Raw genomic sequence first — 16,556 nt, 5'->3', positions numbered from 1 at the left:
TGAAAAGGAGCTGCACCATGAAAAAGATCATCCTCCTGGGCCTCACCGCCCTGCTCGGGGCCTGCCATTCGATGAACCCCGCGCCCAAGGCCAGCCTTGATGGCGAAGTGTTCTACCTGCAACGCATCGCGCTGCCGCCGACAGCCATCTTGAGCGTCAGCCTGCAGGACGTATCGCTGATGGACGCTCCGGCCGTGACCCTGGCCGAGCAGAAAGGCCCGGTCAAAGGCCAGGTGCCGCTGCCGTTCCACTTGAGCTACGACCCGGCCCAGGTCAAGCCGGGCCACAGTTACTCGGTCAGCGCTCGCATCGAAGTGGATGGCAAGCTACTGTTTATCACCACCGAGCGGCACGCCGTGCAACTCAATGGTCAAGACTCCCAACCGCTGCGCCTGCGGGTTGATGCGGTCGCACACTGATTATTTGCAGATCATAAGGAAGCGTCCATGCTCCGTAATTCCCTTCGCCTCACTGCCCTGTGCGCTGGCCTGCTGCTCGGTGCCAATGCCATGGCGCTGTCCCTTGGCAGCCTGTCCCAGGGCGACGCCACCGGCGGCCTCAAGGATGCTTTGACCCAAGGCGCGCAGATCGCCGTGAAACAACTGGGTGTACCGGGTGGTTTCAGCAACAACCCCGAAGTCAAGATCGGCCTGCCGGGAAAACTGGGCAAAGTCGCCGACAAGCTGAAGATGTTCGGCATGGGTGAACAGGTCGAGCAGCTCGAAACCAGCATGAACAAAGCCGCTGAAACCGCCGTGACCCAGGCCCAGCCAATCCTGGTCAACGCGGTGAAAAACATGAGTGTAACCGACGCCAAGGGCATCCTCACCGGCGGCCAGGACTCGGCCACCCAGTACCTGAACAAAAGCAGCCGCGAAGCCATCCGCGCCAAGTTCCTGCCGATCGTCAAGGCCGCCACCGACAAGGTCGGCGTGGCCCAGCAGTACAACGCCCTGGCAGGCAAGGCCGCAGCGTTTGGCGCGGTCGATGCCAACAGTGCCACCGTCGAAAACTATGTGACGGAACAAGCGCTGGATGGTTTGTTCAAGATGATTGCGCAGCAGGAAGAGACGATTCGCAAAAACCCGGCGGCGGCAGCGACCAGTTTGGCGAAGAAGGTGTTTGGCGCGCTTTAACGCCACACGACGTGAGCTGAAAAAAGGCCCTGACATCGTCAGGGCCTTGTTTTTTTCGCCGAACCGTCTATCAAGTCCCCGAACCCAGCGCCCCACGCTCACGCCCGGCGGCGTTGACGAATAGGCTCAATAGTGGATGTGCGAAGCGCGTCGGGCGGCCCCGTGAGACATGTGCGCGCTATGAGCGCTGGACGAAGCCGCATTGACGTTATGGTTATCGTTGTTGATATTAATATTGATATCGCGATTGGCGTTTGGCTGATTCTGTCCAAACATATTTCCAAGCCCAAGCATCGAGCCCGCGAATTGCATCGGTAACGCCAGCAAAGGTAAAAGCATACACACCCCGTCCTATTCAGATTAAAGCCAACTCCCCGCCCCGCATCTCATACGCGGGAACGGCTCGGTCGGCTAATACTGTGTGGACGCAAGGGTAAAAATGGTTCCTTCCTGCGTGTGAAATACTGCGTCGCTTCAGTTGAAAATCGAGTCAGCCAGGCGACCCAGTAGAAGCGTGGCAAAACAGCCAATGGCGATGGCAGCGACCCGATTGATCGCAAGCGGACTCAACCAACCCTGTTGACGCCCGACGACCCCTGCACCGAACGCTATCCAGGCCGCCCCTACCGGCACTACGACCAGCGCAAGGGCGCTCATGAAAACCAGGTAACCGGCCCAAGTGGTAAAGGTATTGATCGGCGCGATCAATGAGGCAATCAACAACCCCTTGGGATTCATCACCGTCAACCAGAAAAAGGACAACCCGGTGAATCGATCCTGGGTTGGAACGTCCTGAGCTTTTTTGCGTAACCACAACTGATACGACACTAAAAGCAAGTAAGCGCCGGCGGCCAACTGCGTCAATTTCAAGGCCCACGGGGCATATGCCGAAAGGTAGAGCAACGCCGAGCCCCACAGCGACACTTGTAACAGGTACGCCAGGCACTCGATGAAGGCCAGCTTCCACGAAGCCCGAAACCCGAACAACACCCCTGCGCGGAAAAGCAGGGTGTTGGTCGGGCCGGGGGCGAGCAACAACAACACTAAGGCTGAAACAGTGGCCAGCATGATTATGCGACGTCCTTCCTCACTCGGAACCACGCAGCATACAGGGCTGGCAGGAACAATAGGGTCAACGCCGTCGCCACAATCAACCCGCCCATGATCGCCACCGCCATCGGTCCGAAGAACACACTGCGGGACAGCGGGATCATCGCCAGTACCGCCGCAAGGGCAGTGAGAACAATCGGCCGGAAGCGTCGGACGGTGGCTTCGATAATCGCCTGCCACGGCGCCAGTCCAGCCTTGATGTCCTGTTCGATCTGGTCCACCAGGATCACCGAGTTGCGCATGATCATCCCTGACAGGGCGATGGTGCCGAGCATGGCCACGAAGCCGAAGGGTTGGCGGAACACCAGCAGGAACAGCGTGACCCCGATCAGGCCCAGGGGCGCCGTGAGAAATACCATCACCGTGCGTGAGAAGCTGCGTAGTTGCAGCATCAGCAACGTCAGCACCACCACGATAAACAGCGGCACGCCGGCCTTGACCGAATTCTGCCCACGGGCGGAATCCTCGACGGTACCGCCGACGTCCAGTAGGTAGCCGTCCGGCAGTTCGGCGCGCACGCCTTCGAGGGTCGGCAGGATCTGCTGAACCAGGGTCGCCGGCTGTTCCTTGCCGTAGATGTCCGCGCGCACGGTCACCGTGGGCAGGCGGTTGCGGTGCCAGATGATGCCTTCTTCGAAGCCGTATTCGAGGGTCGCGATCTGCGACAGCGCAACGCTTTTACCGTTGTCCGTCGGTACGGCCAGGCTGGGCAGCAGCGACAGTTCGGTGCGCTCGTAAACGGTGCCGCGCAGGAGGATTTCGATCAACTCGTTGTCCTCCCGGTACTGGCTGACGCTGGCACCGGTCAGAGAACTCTGCAGAAATTTCGACAGGTTGGCGGTACTCACACCGAGGGCGCGCGCGCGGTCCTGGTCAATATTGAGGTAGACGACTTTGCTCGGCTCCTCCCAGTCCAAATGCACGTTCACCACGTGGGTATTTTCGCGCACCTTGGCCGCCACTTTCCGCGCCAGCGCACGGACTTCGTCGATGTGCTCGCCGGTCACGCGAAACTGTACCGGGTAACCCACGGGTGGGCCGTTTTCCAGGCGTGTGACGCGTGAACGCAACTCGGGAAAATGCTCGTTGAGGGTTTGGATCAACCAGATACGCAGGCTTTCGCGCTCCTCGATGGACGTGGCCAACACCACAAATTGCGCAAAGCTGGCGGCCGGCAGTTGCTGGTCGAGAGGCAGATAGAAGCGCGGCGAGCCGGTGCCGACATAGGCCACGTAGTTGTCGATACCGGCGTGCTCCTTGAGCAGGGCTTCCAGGCGCTTGACCTGGCCAGCGGTGTTGCTCAGGGACGCGCCCTCGGCGAGTTTCAGGTCGACCATCAACTCCAGGCGGCCGGAAGCCGGGAAGAACTGTTGCGGCACAAAACGAAACAGTGCGACCGAGCCGATAAACAGCAGCAGGGTCAGGACGATCACGGTCTTGCGTCGAGTGACGCACCACCCCACCAAACGTCTGACGCGCTGGTAGAACGGCGTGCCGTAAGGATCGGGACCGTCGGCACCGTGTTTGGCCGCATGAATTTTCGCCAGGTCCGGCAGGAGTTTTTCACCCAGATACGGCACGAACACCACGGCAGCGATCCACGAGGCGAGCAACGCGATGGTCACCACCTGGAAGATCGAGCGAGTGTATTCACCAGTACTCGATTGCGCGGTGGCAATCGGCAGGAAGCCGGCCGCCGTGATCAGCGTACCGGTCAGCATCGGGAACGCGGTACTGGTCCAGGCGAAACTGGCCGCTTTAAGCCGGTCGTAACCCTGTTCCATTTTGATCGCCATCATTTCCACGGCGATGATCGCGTCATCCACCAGCAAGCCCAGGGCCAGCACCAGGGCGCCGAGGGAAATCTTGTGCAGGCCGATGCCGAGGTAATACATGCTGGCAAAGGTCATTGCCAGCACCAGCGGGATCGCCAAAGCCACCACCATGCCAGTGCGCACGCCGAGGGAGAAAAAGCTCACCAGCAAGACAATGGCCAGCGCCTCGGCCAACACTTGGACGAATTCTCCGACACCGGTTTTCACCGCAGCAGGTTGGTCCGACACCTTGCGCAGTTGCATGCCCGCCGGAAGGTTCTTCTGCAGGCGTGCGAACTCATCTTCGAGGGCTTTGCCCAACACCAGAATGTCGCCGCCCTCGTGCATGGCGACGGCCAGACCGATCGCGTCTTCGCCCATATAGCGCATGCGCGGTGCCGGTGGATCATTGAAACCACGGTGAATATCGGCCACATCGCCAATACGAAAGGTGCGGTCGCCTACGCGAATCGGGAAGCTACGGATCTCTTCCACACTCTTGAAATTGCCCGACACCCGCAGTTGCACGCGCTCAGTCGGGGTTTCAAAGAAGCCGGCGGTGGAGACGGCGTTCTGTTCCTGCAACGCTTGTTGTACGGCGGCCAGCGGTAAGCCGAGGGTGGCGAGTTTGAGGTTGGACAACTCGATCCAGATCTTCTCATCCTGCAGGCCGAGCAGTTCGACCTTGCCCACATCCGGCACGCGTTGCAGTTGAATCTGGATGCGGTCGGCGTAGTCCTTGAGCACCGCATAGTCAAAACCGTCGCCGGTCAGGGCGTAGATGTTGCCAAAGGTGGTGCCGAATTCATCGTTGAAAAACGGCCCCTGGATATCCGGCGGCAAGGTCTGGCGAATATCGCTGATCTTCTTGCGCACCTGATACCACAGCTCGGGAATCTGCGCCGAGCGCATGGCATCGCGGGCGACGAAAGTGACCTGGGACTCGCCGGGGCGCGAGAAAGAGACAATGCGCTCGTACTCGCCGGTCTCCATCAGCTTTTTCTCGATGCGTTCGGTGACCTGGCGCGACACCTCCTGGGCCGTGGCTCCGGGCCAGTTGGTCTTAATCACCATGGCCTTGAAGGTGAACGGCGGGTCTTCGCTTTGCCCCAGCTTGGTGTAGGACAGAGTCCCAACCACCGCCAGCAGGATCATCAGGAACAGTACGATCTGGCGATTACGCAACGCCCATTCGGAAAGATTGAAACCCATCGGGGACTACTCCTTGACCGCCAGATTCACCACCCGGTTGGAGCGATCCACCGGGCGCACTTGTTGGCCCTCATGGAGCACATGGACACCGGCGGCAATCACCCAGTCGGTGGGGCTCAAGCCTTCGAGCACGGGTACGGTTTTTTCGCCAAAGGCACCGATACGCACCGGGGTACGCACAAGGGTGTTATCCGGCTGCACGCGCCAGACGTAGGACGCGCCGTTCTCCGCGCTCAGGGCGGACAGCGGCACCGACAGCGGAATAACGCCGTCGGCCTGTATGAAAACGCGGGCGCTCTGGCCCAGTTCTGCCGGAACCTTGCCACCGCTGAACGCGATGCGAGCGGCGAACGTGCGCGATTTCGGATCGGCGGCGGGCGACAGTTCACGAATACGTCCTGCAAACCGCTGGTCCGGCTGGCTCCACAATTCGACCGACACCGGCTGACCGATCTTGAACCGGCCGAAGCCTTGCTCGGGCAGGCTGATCAGCACTTCACGCTCGCCATCGGTGGCCAGGGTGAACACGGTCTGGCCCGCGGCGACCACCTGGCCGACTTCCACCGCGCGTTTGGCGACGACGCCATCCTGCGGGGCGCGGAGTACGGCATAACCGGCCTGGTTGCTGGATACATCGAACTCGGCCTTGATCTGCTTGAGGCGTGCTTCACCCGATCGGTAGAGATTTTCCGCATTGTCGTACTGGGAACGGCTGACCATCTGACGGTCCATCAGGGTCTTGTAGCGGTCACGCTCGGCACGCACCAGCCTCAGGTTGGCCTCGGCGGCGGTCACCTGGGCGCGAGTGGCTTCCAGTTGCAGGCGCACATCCTGCGGGTCGAGTTCCGCCAACGGTTGATTGGCCTTGACCCGCGCGCCCTCTTCCACCAGCCGCTGGCTGACCTTGCCGCCGATGCGAAAGGCCAGGTCCGGCTCATACCGCGCGCGCACCTCGCCCGGATAGCTGTCCATCGCCTGCGCCGAAGGCTGTGGTTGCACCACCATGGCCGGGCGGAGGGTGGTCTGGGCCGATTCTTCATGGCCGCAGGCGGCGAGTAAAACCAGCAGACTGGCAGGCAACGCAAGGGGCAAGAGAATGCTGCGCATGCTGAAGGACCTTTCGCAAATGGAGCTTGGAATAATTATACTGGGCAGTATGTTATTAATACCAAACTCACCAGTCCAGTATTAAAGGTGGAAATGTCCTACAATCCCGTCAACACCAACAGCCCTGGGCGTCCCAAGGACATGGCAAAACGCCAGGCAATCCTCGAAGCAGCGAAAATCCTGTTTTTGAGCAACGGTTACGCAAATACCAGCATGGATGCCGTGGCCCTTGAGGCCGGCGTATCGAAACTGACCGTCTACAGCCACTTCACCGACAAAGAGACCTTGTTCACCGCAGCCGTGGTGGCCAAGTGCGAAGAACAGTTGCCGGTGATGTACTTCGAGCTGCCCGAAGGCGTGCCTGTGGAGACGGTGCTGCTGAATATCGGGCGACGCTTCCATCGGCTGATCAACAGCAAGGAATCGTTGAGCCTGCACCGCCTGATGATGACCACCGGCAATCAGGACGTAAAACTCTCACAGGTCTTCTTCGAAGCCGGGCCGATGCGCATGTTGCAAGGCATGGAGCGTCTACTTGGGCGCATCGACCAGAGCGGCGCGCTGAGCATCGACAAGCCCTTTACCGCAGCCGAACACTTCTTCTGCCTGCTCAAGGGCACCGCGAACTTCTGCTTGTTGTATGGCTGTGGCGGGCAGTTAAGCGAGGACGCGGCCGAAGCCCATGTGCAGGATGTGGTGGGATTGTTTATGCGGGCCTATCGCAGAGAACCCGCTGCAAGCGGCAACGGGTGACCGCTTGTAGCGTATGGCTTAGGGCTTGAGTGCTTTTTTCGGATAGATGTCGTAGCGGCTGGACTTACCATCCAGCGCATGGCTCGGCTTGGGCCCTTCGATACACGGCGCCTTGCGCGGGCGCTTGACCACCACGCGATGGCTGGCCAGGGCCAGCGCCGCCGCCAGCAGGGCCGGTGCGTCCGCGTCGTCGCCCACCAATGGCCGGAACAGGCGCATTTCCTTCTTCACCAAGGCGGTTTTCTCACGGTGCGGGAACATCGGATCAAGGTAGATCACCTGGGGCGGCTCGCCTTGCCAGTTGAGCATCACCTCGATGGAATTGCCCTTGAGCAGCGTCATCCGCGCCACGATCGGTGCCACCTCAAAATCATCGGCAGCGCGCGCCAGGCCGTCCTCGAGCAACGCGCCGATCAGCGGCTGACGTTCGATCAGGCTCATCTCGCAGCCCAGGCTGGCCAGCACGAACGCGTCCTTGCCCAGCCCGGCCGTGGCGTCCAGCACCCGTGGGCGCACGCCTTGGGCGATACCGACGGCTTTGGCGATCATCTGCCCGCTGCCGCCGCCGTACAAACGCCGGTGCGCCGCGCCGCCTTCGACAAAATCCACGCGCACCGGCCCCGGCGCGTCAGGCCCGAGCTGTTGCAACTGCAGGCCTTGTTCCCCGACTTGCAGGGAAAATTCCGCATCCGTCAGCTGTAACGGCAAGCCAAGCAGCGCAGCCCACTGTTCGGCACGGGCCTGGAAGCCGTCGGCCAAGGCCTCGACCTGGATGCGGCTGGCCGCTGGTTGTTCGCTCATGAATCGCTACGCTCAAAAATATTAAGGATCGGCCAATAACGGCCGATAGAAACAAGGATCAGGTATTTTGCCAGAGCTGAGCGTCGACCGAGAAAAATGTCAGACATTCTTCCGCTAACCATCGGTGTACTGCCGACCCACAACAACTACGGCCTGCGCAATACTCAAGCGCTGGCCGGAGTCAGTCATGTGTGGCAGGACTTCTTCGCCCGCGCGTTGGCCGAGCAGCTCGGTGAAACGCCGGATGCGCTCGCCGCCAAGGCATCGGCGCCGCTGGACCCAGCAGTGGAGCCCAGCGCGGGCGCCGACCTGCTGTCGCAAATCCTCACCCAACGTGAATGCGACGTGAAAGACACCGAGATCGCCCCGCCTGAGCCGCTGTTCCTGCCGATCGCCGAATTCGAAACCGAGTTGTTGCCACCGGCCGCCACGCCGTTCCCGCAAGAAGAAATCGTTGCCCAGCAGCGCCAGCAGAGTTTTGAAAGCGGCTGGGTGCGCCCGATCGTACTGAGCGCCGGCCAACCTCTGCCGGAACCCGGCCCAGCGCCGCAACCGCGCCCACTGCACTTGCCGATCGCCGAATTCGAACTGGACCTGCTGCCACCGGCCGCCACACCGTTCCCGCAAGAAGAACTGGCCGCCCAACAAAAGGCTCTGGACTTCGACTACCACTGGGCCCGCCCGCTGGTCGTCAACAACCTGCGCCTGGCTGCTTAAGCCTCAACACAGCGCCCCATCGCCTTAAGAACACGCACCGCTTAATCCTTGAAGAATTGACTGGCCTGACTGTAGGGCATCGAGCGTTCGGTGAAGGTGAAGGTGCCAGACTCGTACACCTCCTGCGCCGCCCGGTAGAACTCGCCATACGCCGCCAGCGCCATGGCCGAGCCCACACTGATACGCTTGACGCCCATCGCGCTCAACTGCGCCACGCTGAGCTTCAGACCGCCGGACATCAGCACATTCACCGGCTTTGGCGCCACGGCCTTGACCAGCGCCAGCACCTCCTCGGCACTGCGCAGCCCTGGCGCATAGAGCACGTCCGCACCGGCTTCGGCGTAGGCCTGCAGCCGGCGAATAGTGTCAGGCAAATCCAGGCGACCATGCAGGAGGTTTTCTGCGCGGGCCGTCAGCATGAACCGGAATGGCAGGCTGCGCGCCGCAGCGACGGCGGCTTCCACACGCTCGACGGAGCGGTCAAAGGGATAGATCGGGTCGACGGCGATACCCGTGGCATCTTCGATGGAGCCGCCGACGATACCGCAGGCAGCGGCGCGCAAAATGGTCTGGGCGCAACCGTCGGGCGTGTCGCTGAAACCGTTCTCCAGGTCGGCGGCCACCGGCAACGCCGTGGCCTTGGCGATCATTGCGGCATTGACCAAGGTGTCTTCCAGGGACAACGCCCCTTCGGCATCCGGGCGCCCCAGGCTGAACGCGTAGCCTGCGCTGGTGGTGGCCAGGGCTTCAAAGCCGAGACTGGCGAGCATGATCGCTGAGCCGGCGTCCCACGGGTTGGGCATTACGAACGCACGATCGCGCTCATGCAGGGCCTTGAAGGTTTCGGCGCGAAGGGTTTGGGCATCCATGACTGACTCCTGGCGGGAAAAGAAGCCTTAGAGTAACCCCAGTTGCTCGGCTGCGGGTTCGCGGTGCAAGGTCGGCAACGCGGGTAGGCCGGGCAAACGTGCCATCAACTTGGCATGGAAACGCAGCGCCAGTTGCGCGGCGAGGCGGTTATCCGAGGTGTGCAGGAACACATAGGGCGTGCGCCCTTCTTCGATCCAACCGGCGATCTTTTCCACCCATGGGATCAGGAACGGGTCGTTGGCCTCAAGCTCGGGATGGCCGATAAACCGCACTTGGGGAAACAGGGTCAACGCCGCCGGGCGCGGTGGCACTTTGGGCTTTTTTGCTTGGGCATGCAGCACGGCCGCCGAGGTCGACGTGCAACTGAACAGGGCGCGAGGGTCGAGGCAGATCCGCTCGACGCCACGGTCGCGCAGCAGACGGTTGAGCATCCGCTCGGCATCACCCTTGGCGAAGAACTCCGGGTGACGCACTTCCACAGCCAAGGGGCGTTCCAGCCCGTCGATAAACCCGGCCAGTTCGCCGAGGCGCTGCGGCGAAAAACTCGCCGACAGTTGCAGCCACAGCGGTGAGACGCGCTCACCCAGCGGGCTCATCAACCCGACGAAACTGTGCGCCGCCGGCAACTGCTCACGCAGGTCGCCGCCGTGGCTGATGTCACGGGGGAATTTGGCGGTGAAGCGAAAATCCTCGGGCATGATCTCGGCCCAGCGCTGCACGGTGGCAGCCGACGGGCGCGCATAAAAAGTGGTATTGCCTTCAACCGCATTGAAGACCTGCGAGTACAACGCGAGGTAGTCGCTGGAGCGGGCATCGACGGGGTACAGGTACTCGCGCCAGGCGTTTTCACTCCAGGACGGGCAACCGATAAAATAAGGCAGGCGCATCAGATGTGGATGTCGAGACCCAGCACTTCCATATCCCATTCGACAAAGCCGGCGGTGGTCAGGTAGCTGGCCAGGGCGGTGGCGACGCTTTTGCTCATGGAGCGCGGGAAGAGCATGTCTTGCTGACGGGCGGGAAGACCGCCGATACGTGCGTTTGCGGCGCCTTGGGGGCTGGACGACGCTTCGGACTGGACCTCGATGAAGTCCGGCGAATCCTCGACGGATTCGTCTACCGTGACGTTTGCCTTACGCGGCTTACGCTTGAGGGGGTAGGACTGTGAGGAAAATCCGTCTATACGCATCGATGCGAACTCGGTATCGGTGATGGCATTTTAGTGGCGCAATCCATAACGCGCAAATGCTCTGGTGATAACTAGAACACATAAATTGAAAAAGGTTTAAACACTGGAGCAAATTCTGACGATTGGCGCGTTTTTTGGTATGGCGCCCTTGGTGTGGCGAGGGCGCTTGCTCCCATTGGGCTGCGCAGCGGTCCCAGATTTTAGGGGCCGCTTCGCGCCCCAGCGGGAGCAAGCTCCCTCGCCACAGGTCAAAGGCCGCGCTCGGCCTTGGTCTGCGCGACTTTATCGCGCAGGTACACCGGCGCTGCGAGGTCGGCAGCAATCGCCTCGCCACGCTCGAACGCAAAGCGCGCCAGGGTCAGCAAGTCTTCGGCATGCGGCAACATTGCAGCGTCCTGGCCAACCAGCGACACGCCGATGCGTTCGCCATAGCCCCAGCCCGTGCCGGCACCGAACCAGTCACCGCTGGCATCGCTCGGCAACACCGCCGCTTCGGGCGGCAGCACGGCCTCAGCGCCTGCCAGCCGCATCTCGCCGTCGGTTTCGCGGTAGCAGCCCCAATAGACTTCATCCATCCGTGCATCGATCGCCGCCGCCACTTGCCGTGTACCGTGTTCGCGCAACGCCCGCTGTGCCAGCACGGCGAGGTTGGACACCGGCAACACCGGGCGCTCCAACGCAAAGGCCAGGCCCTGGACCACGCCGATGGCGATGCGCACACCGGTAAAGGCGCCCGGGCCACGGCCGAAGGCGATGGCGTCCACGGCGGACAGGCTCGTGCCGGCGTCCTCCAGCAGTTGCTTGATCATCGGCAACAGCTTCTGCGCGTGCAGGCGCGGGATCACCTCGTAGTGGCTCGTTACCTTGCCATCGTGCAGCAAGGCAACCGAGCAAGCTTCAGTCGCAGTGTCCAGGGCCAGCAGGGTGCTCATCGGTGTCGGTGTCCAAGTCGAAAAAAGTGCGCCAGTATAAACAACAACGGCCCGCAAGCGGGCCGTTGTGCGTAAAGCCGATCATTCGATCAGCTCAGCGCTTTTAGCACCTTGCCGGTGATCGCTTCCACCGAGCCGACGCCAGGGATGTGGCTGTACTTCGGCTTGCCGTGGGCAGCCGACAGCTTCTGGTAGAAGTCCACCAGCGGTTTGGTCTGGGAATGGTAGACCGACAGGCGATGACGCACGGTTTCTTCAGTGTCGTCTTTACGCTGCACCAGGTCTTCGCCGGTGACATCGTCCTTGCCTTCCACTTTCGGCGGGTTGTAGACGGTGTGGTACACGCGACCCGAGGCCTCGTGAACGCGACGACCGGCGATACGCTGGACGATCTCTTCATCTTCAACCGCGATTTCGACCACTGCGTCCAACTCGACACCCGCCGTCACCAGGGCTTCCGCCTGGGGAATGGTGCGTGGGAAGCCGTCGAACAAGAAGCCATTGGCGCAATCAGGTTGTGCGATACGGTCCTGGACCAGTGCGATGATCAGGTCATCGGAAACCAGGCCGCCGGCATCCATGATGCTCTTGGCTTGAATACCCAGCTCGGTGCCTGCTTTTACCGCAGCGCGCAGCATGTCACCGGTGGAGATTTGTGGAATGCCAAACTTTTCAGTGATGAACTTTGCCTGAGTACCTTTACCGGCCCCGGGAGCTCCCAGCAGAATGACGCGCATCGATGTGCTCCTCAATTTTTTATAGAGATGACGCTCGGATTCGCCGCGTGGGGCCAATCTCGTAAAAATGTGGGCCCAGGCCGCACAAACGGCCAAAGGCTGATCAAGATACACAGCAGGCCCTAACCACACAAGCCGCCAAAAGTAGGAAAAACCCGCACCACACGTGCGTCATAGGTGGGGTGTGCCTGGGTGCAACCCGACCCTCTAAACGCCGACCGCCTTTTTCAGGGCGGCCGTCGTGGGTTATCCGCAAGCCGTTGAGAACATGCAAAAAACCTCAGCCGGTGTTGCGCAAGCCGGCCGCGATACCGGCCACGGACACCAGCAGCGCCTGTTCCAGAGGGCTGTCTTGCGCCGCTTCCTGGCGACGCGAGCGCGCCAGTAATTCGGCCTGCAACAAGTGCAAGGGGTCGAGGTAGGTGTTACGCAGACGGATGAACTCCAGGGTATCCGGGCTATGGGCAAGCAGTTGCGACTGGCCGGTCAGGCCAAGCACCACCTGGCAAGCCTGCGACAATAGGTCGCGTAAATGCGCACCCAACGGCAACAGCTCCGGCTGCACCAAACGCTCGTCATAGAGCCGCGCGATATCGGCATCGGCCTTGGCCAGCACCATCTCGAGCATATCGATGCGGGTGCGAAAGAACGGCCATTGCTCGCGCATCTGCCCCAGCAACTCACCCTCCCCGCGCTCCAGGGCCTTGCTCAGCGCCGCTTCCCAGCCGAGCCAGGCGGGCAGCATCAGGCGGGTCTGGGTCCAGCCGAAGATCCACGGGATCGCCCGCAGGCTTTCAATACCGCCGGCACGGCGTTTGGCCGGGCGACTGCCCAAAGGTAGGCGCCCCAATTCCTGCTCCGGGGTGGACTGGCGGAAATACTCGACGAATTGCGGATTTTCCCGCACCACGGCGCGGTAGGCGCTGACACCGTCTGCTGCCAATTCATCCATCAAATGGCGCCAGGCCGGCTCCGGTGGCGGCGGTGGCAACAGCGTCGCTTCCAACACCGCCGCCAGGTACAGATTGAGGTTCTGCTCGGCGATGTCCGGCAGGCCGAATTTGAACCGGATCATTTCGCCTTGTTCGGTGGTGCGGAAACGCCCTGCCACCGAGCCCGGCGGCTGCGACAGAATCGCCGCGTGGGCCGGGCCGCCGCCTCGCCCAACGGTGCCGCCGCGGCCATGGAACAACAGCAGTTCCACCTGTTGCTCGCGGCAGATATCCACCAGGCGTTCCTGCGCTCGGTACTGCGCCCAGGCTGCGGCGGTGGTGCCAGCGTCCTTGGCCGAGTCCGAGTAGCCGATCATCACTTCCTGCGGGCCTTGCAGCCGTGCGCGGTAACCCGGCAGCAGCAACAGTTTTTCGATCACTGGGCCGGCGTTGTCGAGGTCGGCCAGGGTTTCGAACAGCGGCACCACACGCATCGGCCGTTGCACGCCCGACTCTTTGAGCAGCAGTTGCACCGCGAGCACATCCGACGCGGCACCGGCCATCGAGATGACATACGAACCCAGGGACGCGGCCGGTGCGGCGGCGATTTCCCTACAGGTGTTCAATACTTCAGCGGTATCGGCCGACGGTTTGAAATAGCCCGGCAGCAGCGGTCGACGATTGGCCAGTTCCTTCATCAGGAAGCTGATGCGCATCTCTTCGTTCCAGTCTTCGTAACGACCCAGACCGAGATAATCGGTGATTTCGGTCATCGCCGCCGTGTGGCGGCTGGCGTCCTGGCGCACATCCAGCCGCACCAGGAACAGGCCAAAGGTGACCGCACGGCGCAGGCAATCGAGCAACGGGCCATCGGCGATCACGCCCATGCCGCACTCATGCAGCGACTGGTAGCACAGCTCCAGCGGGTCCAGCAGGTCGCGGTTGCTTTGCAACACATCCGCCGGCGCCGGGATGCCCGCGCTCAACGACGCGTGGGCCCATTGGCGAGTCGCACGCAGGCGATCACGCAGTTGCTTGAGCAGCGCGCGATATGGCTCGACGCTGTCGCCAACCTTGGCTTGCAACGCCGGGCTGGCCTGCTGCATCGACAGCTCCGAGGCCAGGTGATCGATATCGCGCAGGTACAGATCGGCCGCCATCCAGCGCGCCAGCAGCAAGACTTCGCGGGTGACCGGCGCGGTGACATTCGGGTTGCCGTCACGGTCGCCGCCCATCCACGAGGCGAAGCGAATCGGCGCCGCCTCCAAAGGCAGGTGCAGGCCGGTCGCGGCGTACAGCGCATGGTCGGCCTTGCGCAAGTAATTCGGGATCGCCTGCCATAACGAGTGCTCGATCACTGCGAAGCCCCATTTGGCTTCGTCCACAGGCGTAGGCCGGGTACGGCGGATTTCTTCGGTGTGCCAGGCTTCGGCGATCAGCCGTTGCAGGCGCTCGCGGATCTGCTCGCGCTCGGCCGTGGTGAGGTCACGGTGATCCTTCAGTGCCAACTGCGCAGCAATCGCATCGTATTTCTGGATCAGGGTGCGACGGGCCACTTCAGTGGGGTGGGCAGTGAGGACCAGCTCGATCTCCAGGCGCCCCAACTGACGGGCCAGGGATTCATTGCTGTGGCCTTCGCGTTGCAGGCGGGCCAACAACTCCGGCAACACCCGCGATTCGAAGGGCGCCGGTTGCGACTCATCGCGCCGATGAATCAACTGATACTGCTCGGCGATGTTGGCCAGATTGAGGAACTGGTTGAAGGCCCGGGCGACGGGCAGCAGTTCGTTTTCCTGCAACTGGTTCAGACTGGCGCTGAGTTCCTCGCCCGCCGCCTGCTCGGCCGCCGCGCCACGGCGGTCAGCCTTGGCGCCTTTGCGAATTTGCTCGATCTTGTCGAGAAAATCATCGCCGTACTGCTCTCGAATCGTGTTGCCCAACAGTTCACCCAGCAGGTGAACATCCTCACGCAAACGTGCATCGATATCACTCATCAGCCAATCTCCAGGCAGAAATCCGGGACGCGCAGTCCTTCAGAGTGCCGCTCGCGTCACTGTCTGACAAGGCCAACCACAAACGACGTTAAACCTTGTGGCTTACAGCTAGTCTGAATATTGAGCCGCCGTGTTTATCCACGTAGGCGGCTGGTCACTCATCACCGCCCGTTACCGTGGGTTTTATTGAGGTTGCCATGAAAATTCGAGAACTGGCCCAGCATTGGGAAGAAAACGCCAAGGGTCACCTGACCAAGACGGAGTACGCGATCCATCTGGACGTGGAATCCGCCGCCAGGCTGGCGGCCATTGCAGATATGTACCCCAAGCGCCATCCACAAGAGTTGCTCGGCGAGCTGATCGGCGCCGCCCTTGAAGAGCTGGAAGCCAGCTTTCCGTACATCAAGGGCCAGCATGTGATTGCCACCGACGAAGAGGGCGATCCGCTGTATGAAGACGTTGGCCCTACGCCGCGCTTTCTGACGTTGTCGCGCCGCTATCTGCACGACATGTCGGCCAGTGCCGACGAACCGAAGCACTGACAAACCGTCCTTAAACACTCTTCATCCCACGTATTTCCGGGCCTCACAAGGGCCCGGAGTACCTCTGCGCGCGGCGAAAGTTCAAGCCAAAAAGTACTGACCATTTAGTCAGGTATTTTTTTTGGCAAATCGCCATCCTCACTGAACTTTTGAAAAAATCCCCAGGTCACAGCCAGTAAGCCATCACTTGGAACGGCCGTTTGAATAGGCGTTTCGCGCTTTACCGCCGGGCCCGCAGCCGCTGACCAGTGAGATGGACTTTGATGTTTTTGAGGCGTTATCCAATGGAGTTGAAAACGATGAAGACCAGCACTGCCAAATCCACGTTTAACCACCTGCGCGGGCTCAAACTGGCCGCGCTGGCGATCGGCACCAGCTTCGTCCTCGCGGGCTGCGCCGGGAACCCACCAACCGAGCAATACGCCGTGACCCAGTCTGCGGTCAACAGCGCCGTCAGCGCCGGCGGCACCGAGTTTGCCGCCGTGGAAATGAAGTCGGCCCAGGACAAGCTCAAGCAAGCCGAAATCGCCATGCACGACAAGAACTATGACGAAGCCCGTCGCCTGGCCGAGCAAGCCGAGTGGGACGCCCGCGTCGCTGAGCGTAAGGCCCAGGCCGCCAAGGCCGAACTGGCGGTGAAGGACTCCCAGAAAGCGGTTGACGAGCTGCGCAAGGAAGGCATGCGCCCGGCCGCTATCCAGCAGAAATAA

Annotated in this window: 16 protein-coding genes; 6 read left to right on the top strand and 10 right to left on the bottom strand. The window is 61.6% G+C overall.

What is annotated here, in order from left to right; all coding sequences use genetic code 11:
* Positions 1 to 17: 17 nt before the first annotated feature.
* On the top strand, positions 18 to 419 hold the full coding sequence (locus tag ACP7CJ_RS01755) for a YbaY family lipoprotein (protein WP_247397912.1): 402 nt from the start codon (positions 18 to 20) through the stop codon (positions 417 to 419).
* A 27-nt stretch (positions 420 to 446) separates the two neighbouring features.
* Positions 447 to 1,136 (top strand): DUF4197 domain-containing protein, encoded by a 690-nt coding sequence (locus ACP7CJ_RS01750; protein ID WP_247397911.1) that lies wholly within the window; start codon positions 447 to 449, stop codon positions 1,134 to 1,136.
* 474 nt (positions 1,137 to 1,610) lie between these two features.
* Here the strand turns inward: ACP7CJ_RS01750 and ACP7CJ_RS01745 are convergent, their stop codons facing one another.
* The 3 genes from ACP7CJ_RS01745 to ACP7CJ_RS01735 are packed head-to-tail and all read right to left on the bottom strand — an operon-like array spanning position 1,611 to position 6,379.
* Entirely contained in the window at positions 1,611 to 2,204 is a 594-nt protein-coding gene (locus ACP7CJ_RS01745) for a LysE family translocator (protein ID WP_276196831.1), read from the bottom strand.
* Positions 2,205 to 2,206: 2 nt separating this feature from the next.
* A complete protein-coding gene (locus tag ACP7CJ_RS01740; protein ID WP_276196830.1) occupies positions 2,207 to 5,272 on the bottom strand; it encodes an efflux RND transporter permease subunit in 3,066 nt (1,021 codons plus the stop codon).
* 6 nt (positions 5,273 to 5,278) lie between these two features.
* Positions 5,279 to 6,379 carry an efflux RND transporter periplasmic adaptor subunit gene (locus ACP7CJ_RS01735; protein WP_276196829.1) on the bottom strand — a complete coding sequence of 367 codons (1,101 nt, stop codon included), beginning with the start codon at positions 6,377 to 6,379 and terminating at the stop codon, positions 5,279 to 5,281.
* 93 nt (positions 6,380 to 6,472) lie between these two features.
* Here ACP7CJ_RS01735 and ACP7CJ_RS01730 point away from each other — a divergent pair, with 93 nt between their 5' ends.
* On the top strand, positions 6,473 to 7,132 hold the full coding sequence (locus tag ACP7CJ_RS01730; RefSeq protein ID WP_276196828.1) for a TetR/AcrR family transcriptional regulator: 660 nt from the start codon (positions 6,473 to 6,475) through the stop codon (positions 7,130 to 7,132).
* Between the two features lie 18 nt (positions 7,133 to 7,150).
* Here ACP7CJ_RS01730 and ACP7CJ_RS01725 read toward each other — a convergent pair whose 3' ends face one another.
* Positions 7,151 to 7,933 (bottom strand): class I SAM-dependent methyltransferase, encoded by a 783-nt coding sequence (locus ACP7CJ_RS01725; RefSeq protein WP_426099576.1) that lies wholly within the window; start codon positions 7,931 to 7,933, stop codon positions 7,151 to 7,153.
* Between the two features lie 96 nt (positions 7,934 to 8,029).
* Here ACP7CJ_RS01725 and ACP7CJ_RS01720 point away from each other — a divergent pair, with 96 nt between their 5' ends.
* A complete protein-coding gene (locus ACP7CJ_RS01720; RefSeq protein WP_276196826.1) occupies positions 8,030 to 8,650 on the top strand; it encodes an energy transducer TonB in 621 nt (206 codons plus the stop codon).
* A 41-nt stretch (positions 8,651 to 8,691) separates the two neighbouring features.
* Here the strand turns inward: ACP7CJ_RS01720 and ACP7CJ_RS01715 are convergent, their stop codons facing one another.
* From ACP7CJ_RS01715 to ppc, 6 genes are all read right to left on the bottom strand, one after another.
* Positions 8,692 to 9,519: an isocitrate lyase/PEP mutase family protein gene (locus tag ACP7CJ_RS01715; protein ID WP_276196825.1), complete on the bottom strand. Its 828-nt coding sequence runs from the start codon at positions 9,517 to 9,519 to the stop codon at positions 8,692 to 8,694.
* Positions 9,520 to 9,546: 27 nt separating this feature from the next.
* On the bottom strand, positions 9,547 to 10,407 hold the full coding sequence (locus ACP7CJ_RS01710; RefSeq protein ID WP_426099578.1) for a DUF72 domain-containing protein: 861 nt from the start codon (positions 10,405 to 10,407) through the stop codon (positions 9,547 to 9,549).
* Positions 10,407 to 10,709: a hypothetical protein gene (locus ACP7CJ_RS01705; protein WP_247407821.1), complete on the bottom strand. Its 303-nt coding sequence runs from the start codon at positions 10,707 to 10,709 to the stop codon at positions 10,407 to 10,409. Before ACP7CJ_RS01705 ends, ACP7CJ_RS01710 begins: the two co-directional genes overlap by 1 nt.
* 248 nt (positions 10,710 to 10,957) lie before the next feature.
* The gene (tsaB, locus tag ACP7CJ_RS01700; RefSeq protein WP_276196823.1) at positions 10,958 to 11,641 is read right to left on the bottom strand and encodes a tRNA (adenosine(37)-N6)-threonylcarbamoyltransferase complex dimerization subunit type 1 TsaB; all 684 of its coding nucleotides are present in this window, start codon (positions 11,639 to 11,641) and stop codon (positions 10,958 to 10,960) included.
* An 89-nt stretch (positions 11,642 to 11,730) separates the two neighbouring features.
* Positions 11,731 to 12,378 carry an adenylate kinase gene (gene adk, locus ACP7CJ_RS01695; RefSeq protein WP_276196822.1) on the bottom strand — a complete coding sequence of 216 codons (648 nt, stop codon included), beginning with the start codon at positions 12,376 to 12,378 and terminating at the stop codon, positions 11,731 to 11,733.
* Positions 12,379 to 12,658: 280 nt separating this feature from the next.
* Entirely contained in the window at positions 12,659 to 15,304 is a 2,646-nt protein-coding gene (ppc, locus tag ACP7CJ_RS01690; RefSeq protein ID WP_276196821.1) for a phosphoenolpyruvate carboxylase, read from the bottom strand.
* Between the two features lie 197 nt (positions 15,305 to 15,501).
* Here ppc and ACP7CJ_RS01685 point away from each other — a divergent pair, with 197 nt between their 5' ends.
* Together ACP7CJ_RS01685 and ACP7CJ_RS01680 are read left to right on the top strand one after the other, a co-directional pair.
* Positions 15,502 to 15,846, top strand: a complete 345-nt coding sequence (locus ACP7CJ_RS01685) for a pilin assembly protein (RefSeq protein WP_276196820.1) — start codon at positions 15,502 to 15,504, stop codon at positions 15,844 to 15,846.
* 284 nt (positions 15,847 to 16,130) lie between these two features.
* Positions 16,131 to 16,556, top strand: a complete 426-nt coding sequence (locus ACP7CJ_RS01680; RefSeq protein WP_247402785.1) for a DUF4398 domain-containing protein — start codon at positions 16,131 to 16,133, stop codon at positions 16,554 to 16,556.

This window comes from Pseudomonas sp. PSPC3-2 (assembly GCF_049897085.1).
GTDB lineage: Bacteria > Pseudomonadota > Gammaproteobacteria > Pseudomonadales > Pseudomonadaceae > Aquipseudomonas > Aquipseudomonas paraveronii.
The sequence above is the reverse complement of the archived record's forward strand: the minus strand, read 5'-3'. Positions and strand labels throughout refer to the sequence as shown.

Coding starts and splice junctions, on each gene's coding strand:
- ACP7CJ_RS01755 (WP_247397912.1), top strand. CDS start 18: ATGAAAAAGATCATCCTCCTGGGCCTCACCGCCCTGCTCGGGGCCTGC.
- ACP7CJ_RS01750 (WP_247397911.1), top strand. CDS start 447: ATGCTCCGTAATTCCCTTCGCCTCACTGCCCTGTGCGCTGGCCTGCTG.
- ACP7CJ_RS01745 (WP_276196831.1), bottom strand. CDS start 2,204: ATGCTGGCCACTGTTTCAGCCTTAGTGTTGTTGTTGCTCGCCCCCGGC.
- ACP7CJ_RS01740 (WP_276196830.1), bottom strand. CDS start 5,272: ATGGGTTTCAATCTTTCCGAATGGGCGTTGCGTAATCGCCAGATCGTA.
- ACP7CJ_RS01735 (WP_276196829.1), bottom strand. CDS start 6,379: ATGCGCAGCATTCTCTTGCCCCTTGCGTTGCCTGCCAGTCTGCTGGTT.
- ACP7CJ_RS01730 (WP_276196828.1), top strand. CDS start 6,473: ATGTCCTACAATCCCGTCAACACCAACAGCCCTGGGCGTCCCAAGGAC.
- ACP7CJ_RS01725 (WP_426099576.1), bottom strand. CDS start 7,933: ATGAGCGAACAACCAGCGGCCAGCCGCATCCAGGTCGAGGCCTTGGCC.
- ACP7CJ_RS01720 (WP_276196826.1), top strand. CDS start 8,030: ATGTCAGACATTCTTCCGCTAACCATCGGTGTACTGCCGACCCACAAC.
- ACP7CJ_RS01715 (WP_276196825.1), bottom strand. CDS start 9,519: ATGGATGCCCAAACCCTTCGCGCCGAAACCTTCAAGGCCCTGCATGAG.
- ACP7CJ_RS01710 (WP_426099578.1), bottom strand. CDS start 10,407: ATGCGCCTGCCTTATTTTATCGGTTGCCCGTCCTGGAGTGAAAACGCC.
- ACP7CJ_RS01705 (WP_247407821.1), bottom strand. CDS start 10,709: ATGCGTATAGACGGATTTTCCTCACAGTCCTACCCCCTCAAGCGTAAG.
- tsaB (WP_276196823.1), bottom strand. CDS start 11,641: ATGAGCACCCTGCTGGCCCTGGACACTGCGACTGAAGCTTGCTCGGTT.
- adk (WP_276196822.1), bottom strand. CDS start 12,378: ATGCGCGTCATTCTGCTGGGAGCTCCCGGGGCCGGTAAAGGTACTCAG.
- ppc (WP_276196821.1), bottom strand. CDS start 15,304: ATGAGTGATATCGATGCACGTTTGCGTGAGGATGTTCACCTGCTGGGT.
- ACP7CJ_RS01685 (WP_276196820.1), top strand. CDS start 15,502: ATGAAAATTCGAGAACTGGCCCAGCATTGGGAAGAAAACGCCAAGGGT.
- ACP7CJ_RS01680 (WP_247402785.1), top strand. CDS start 16,131: ATGGAGTTGAAAACGATGAAGACCAGCACTGCCAAATCCACGTTTAAC.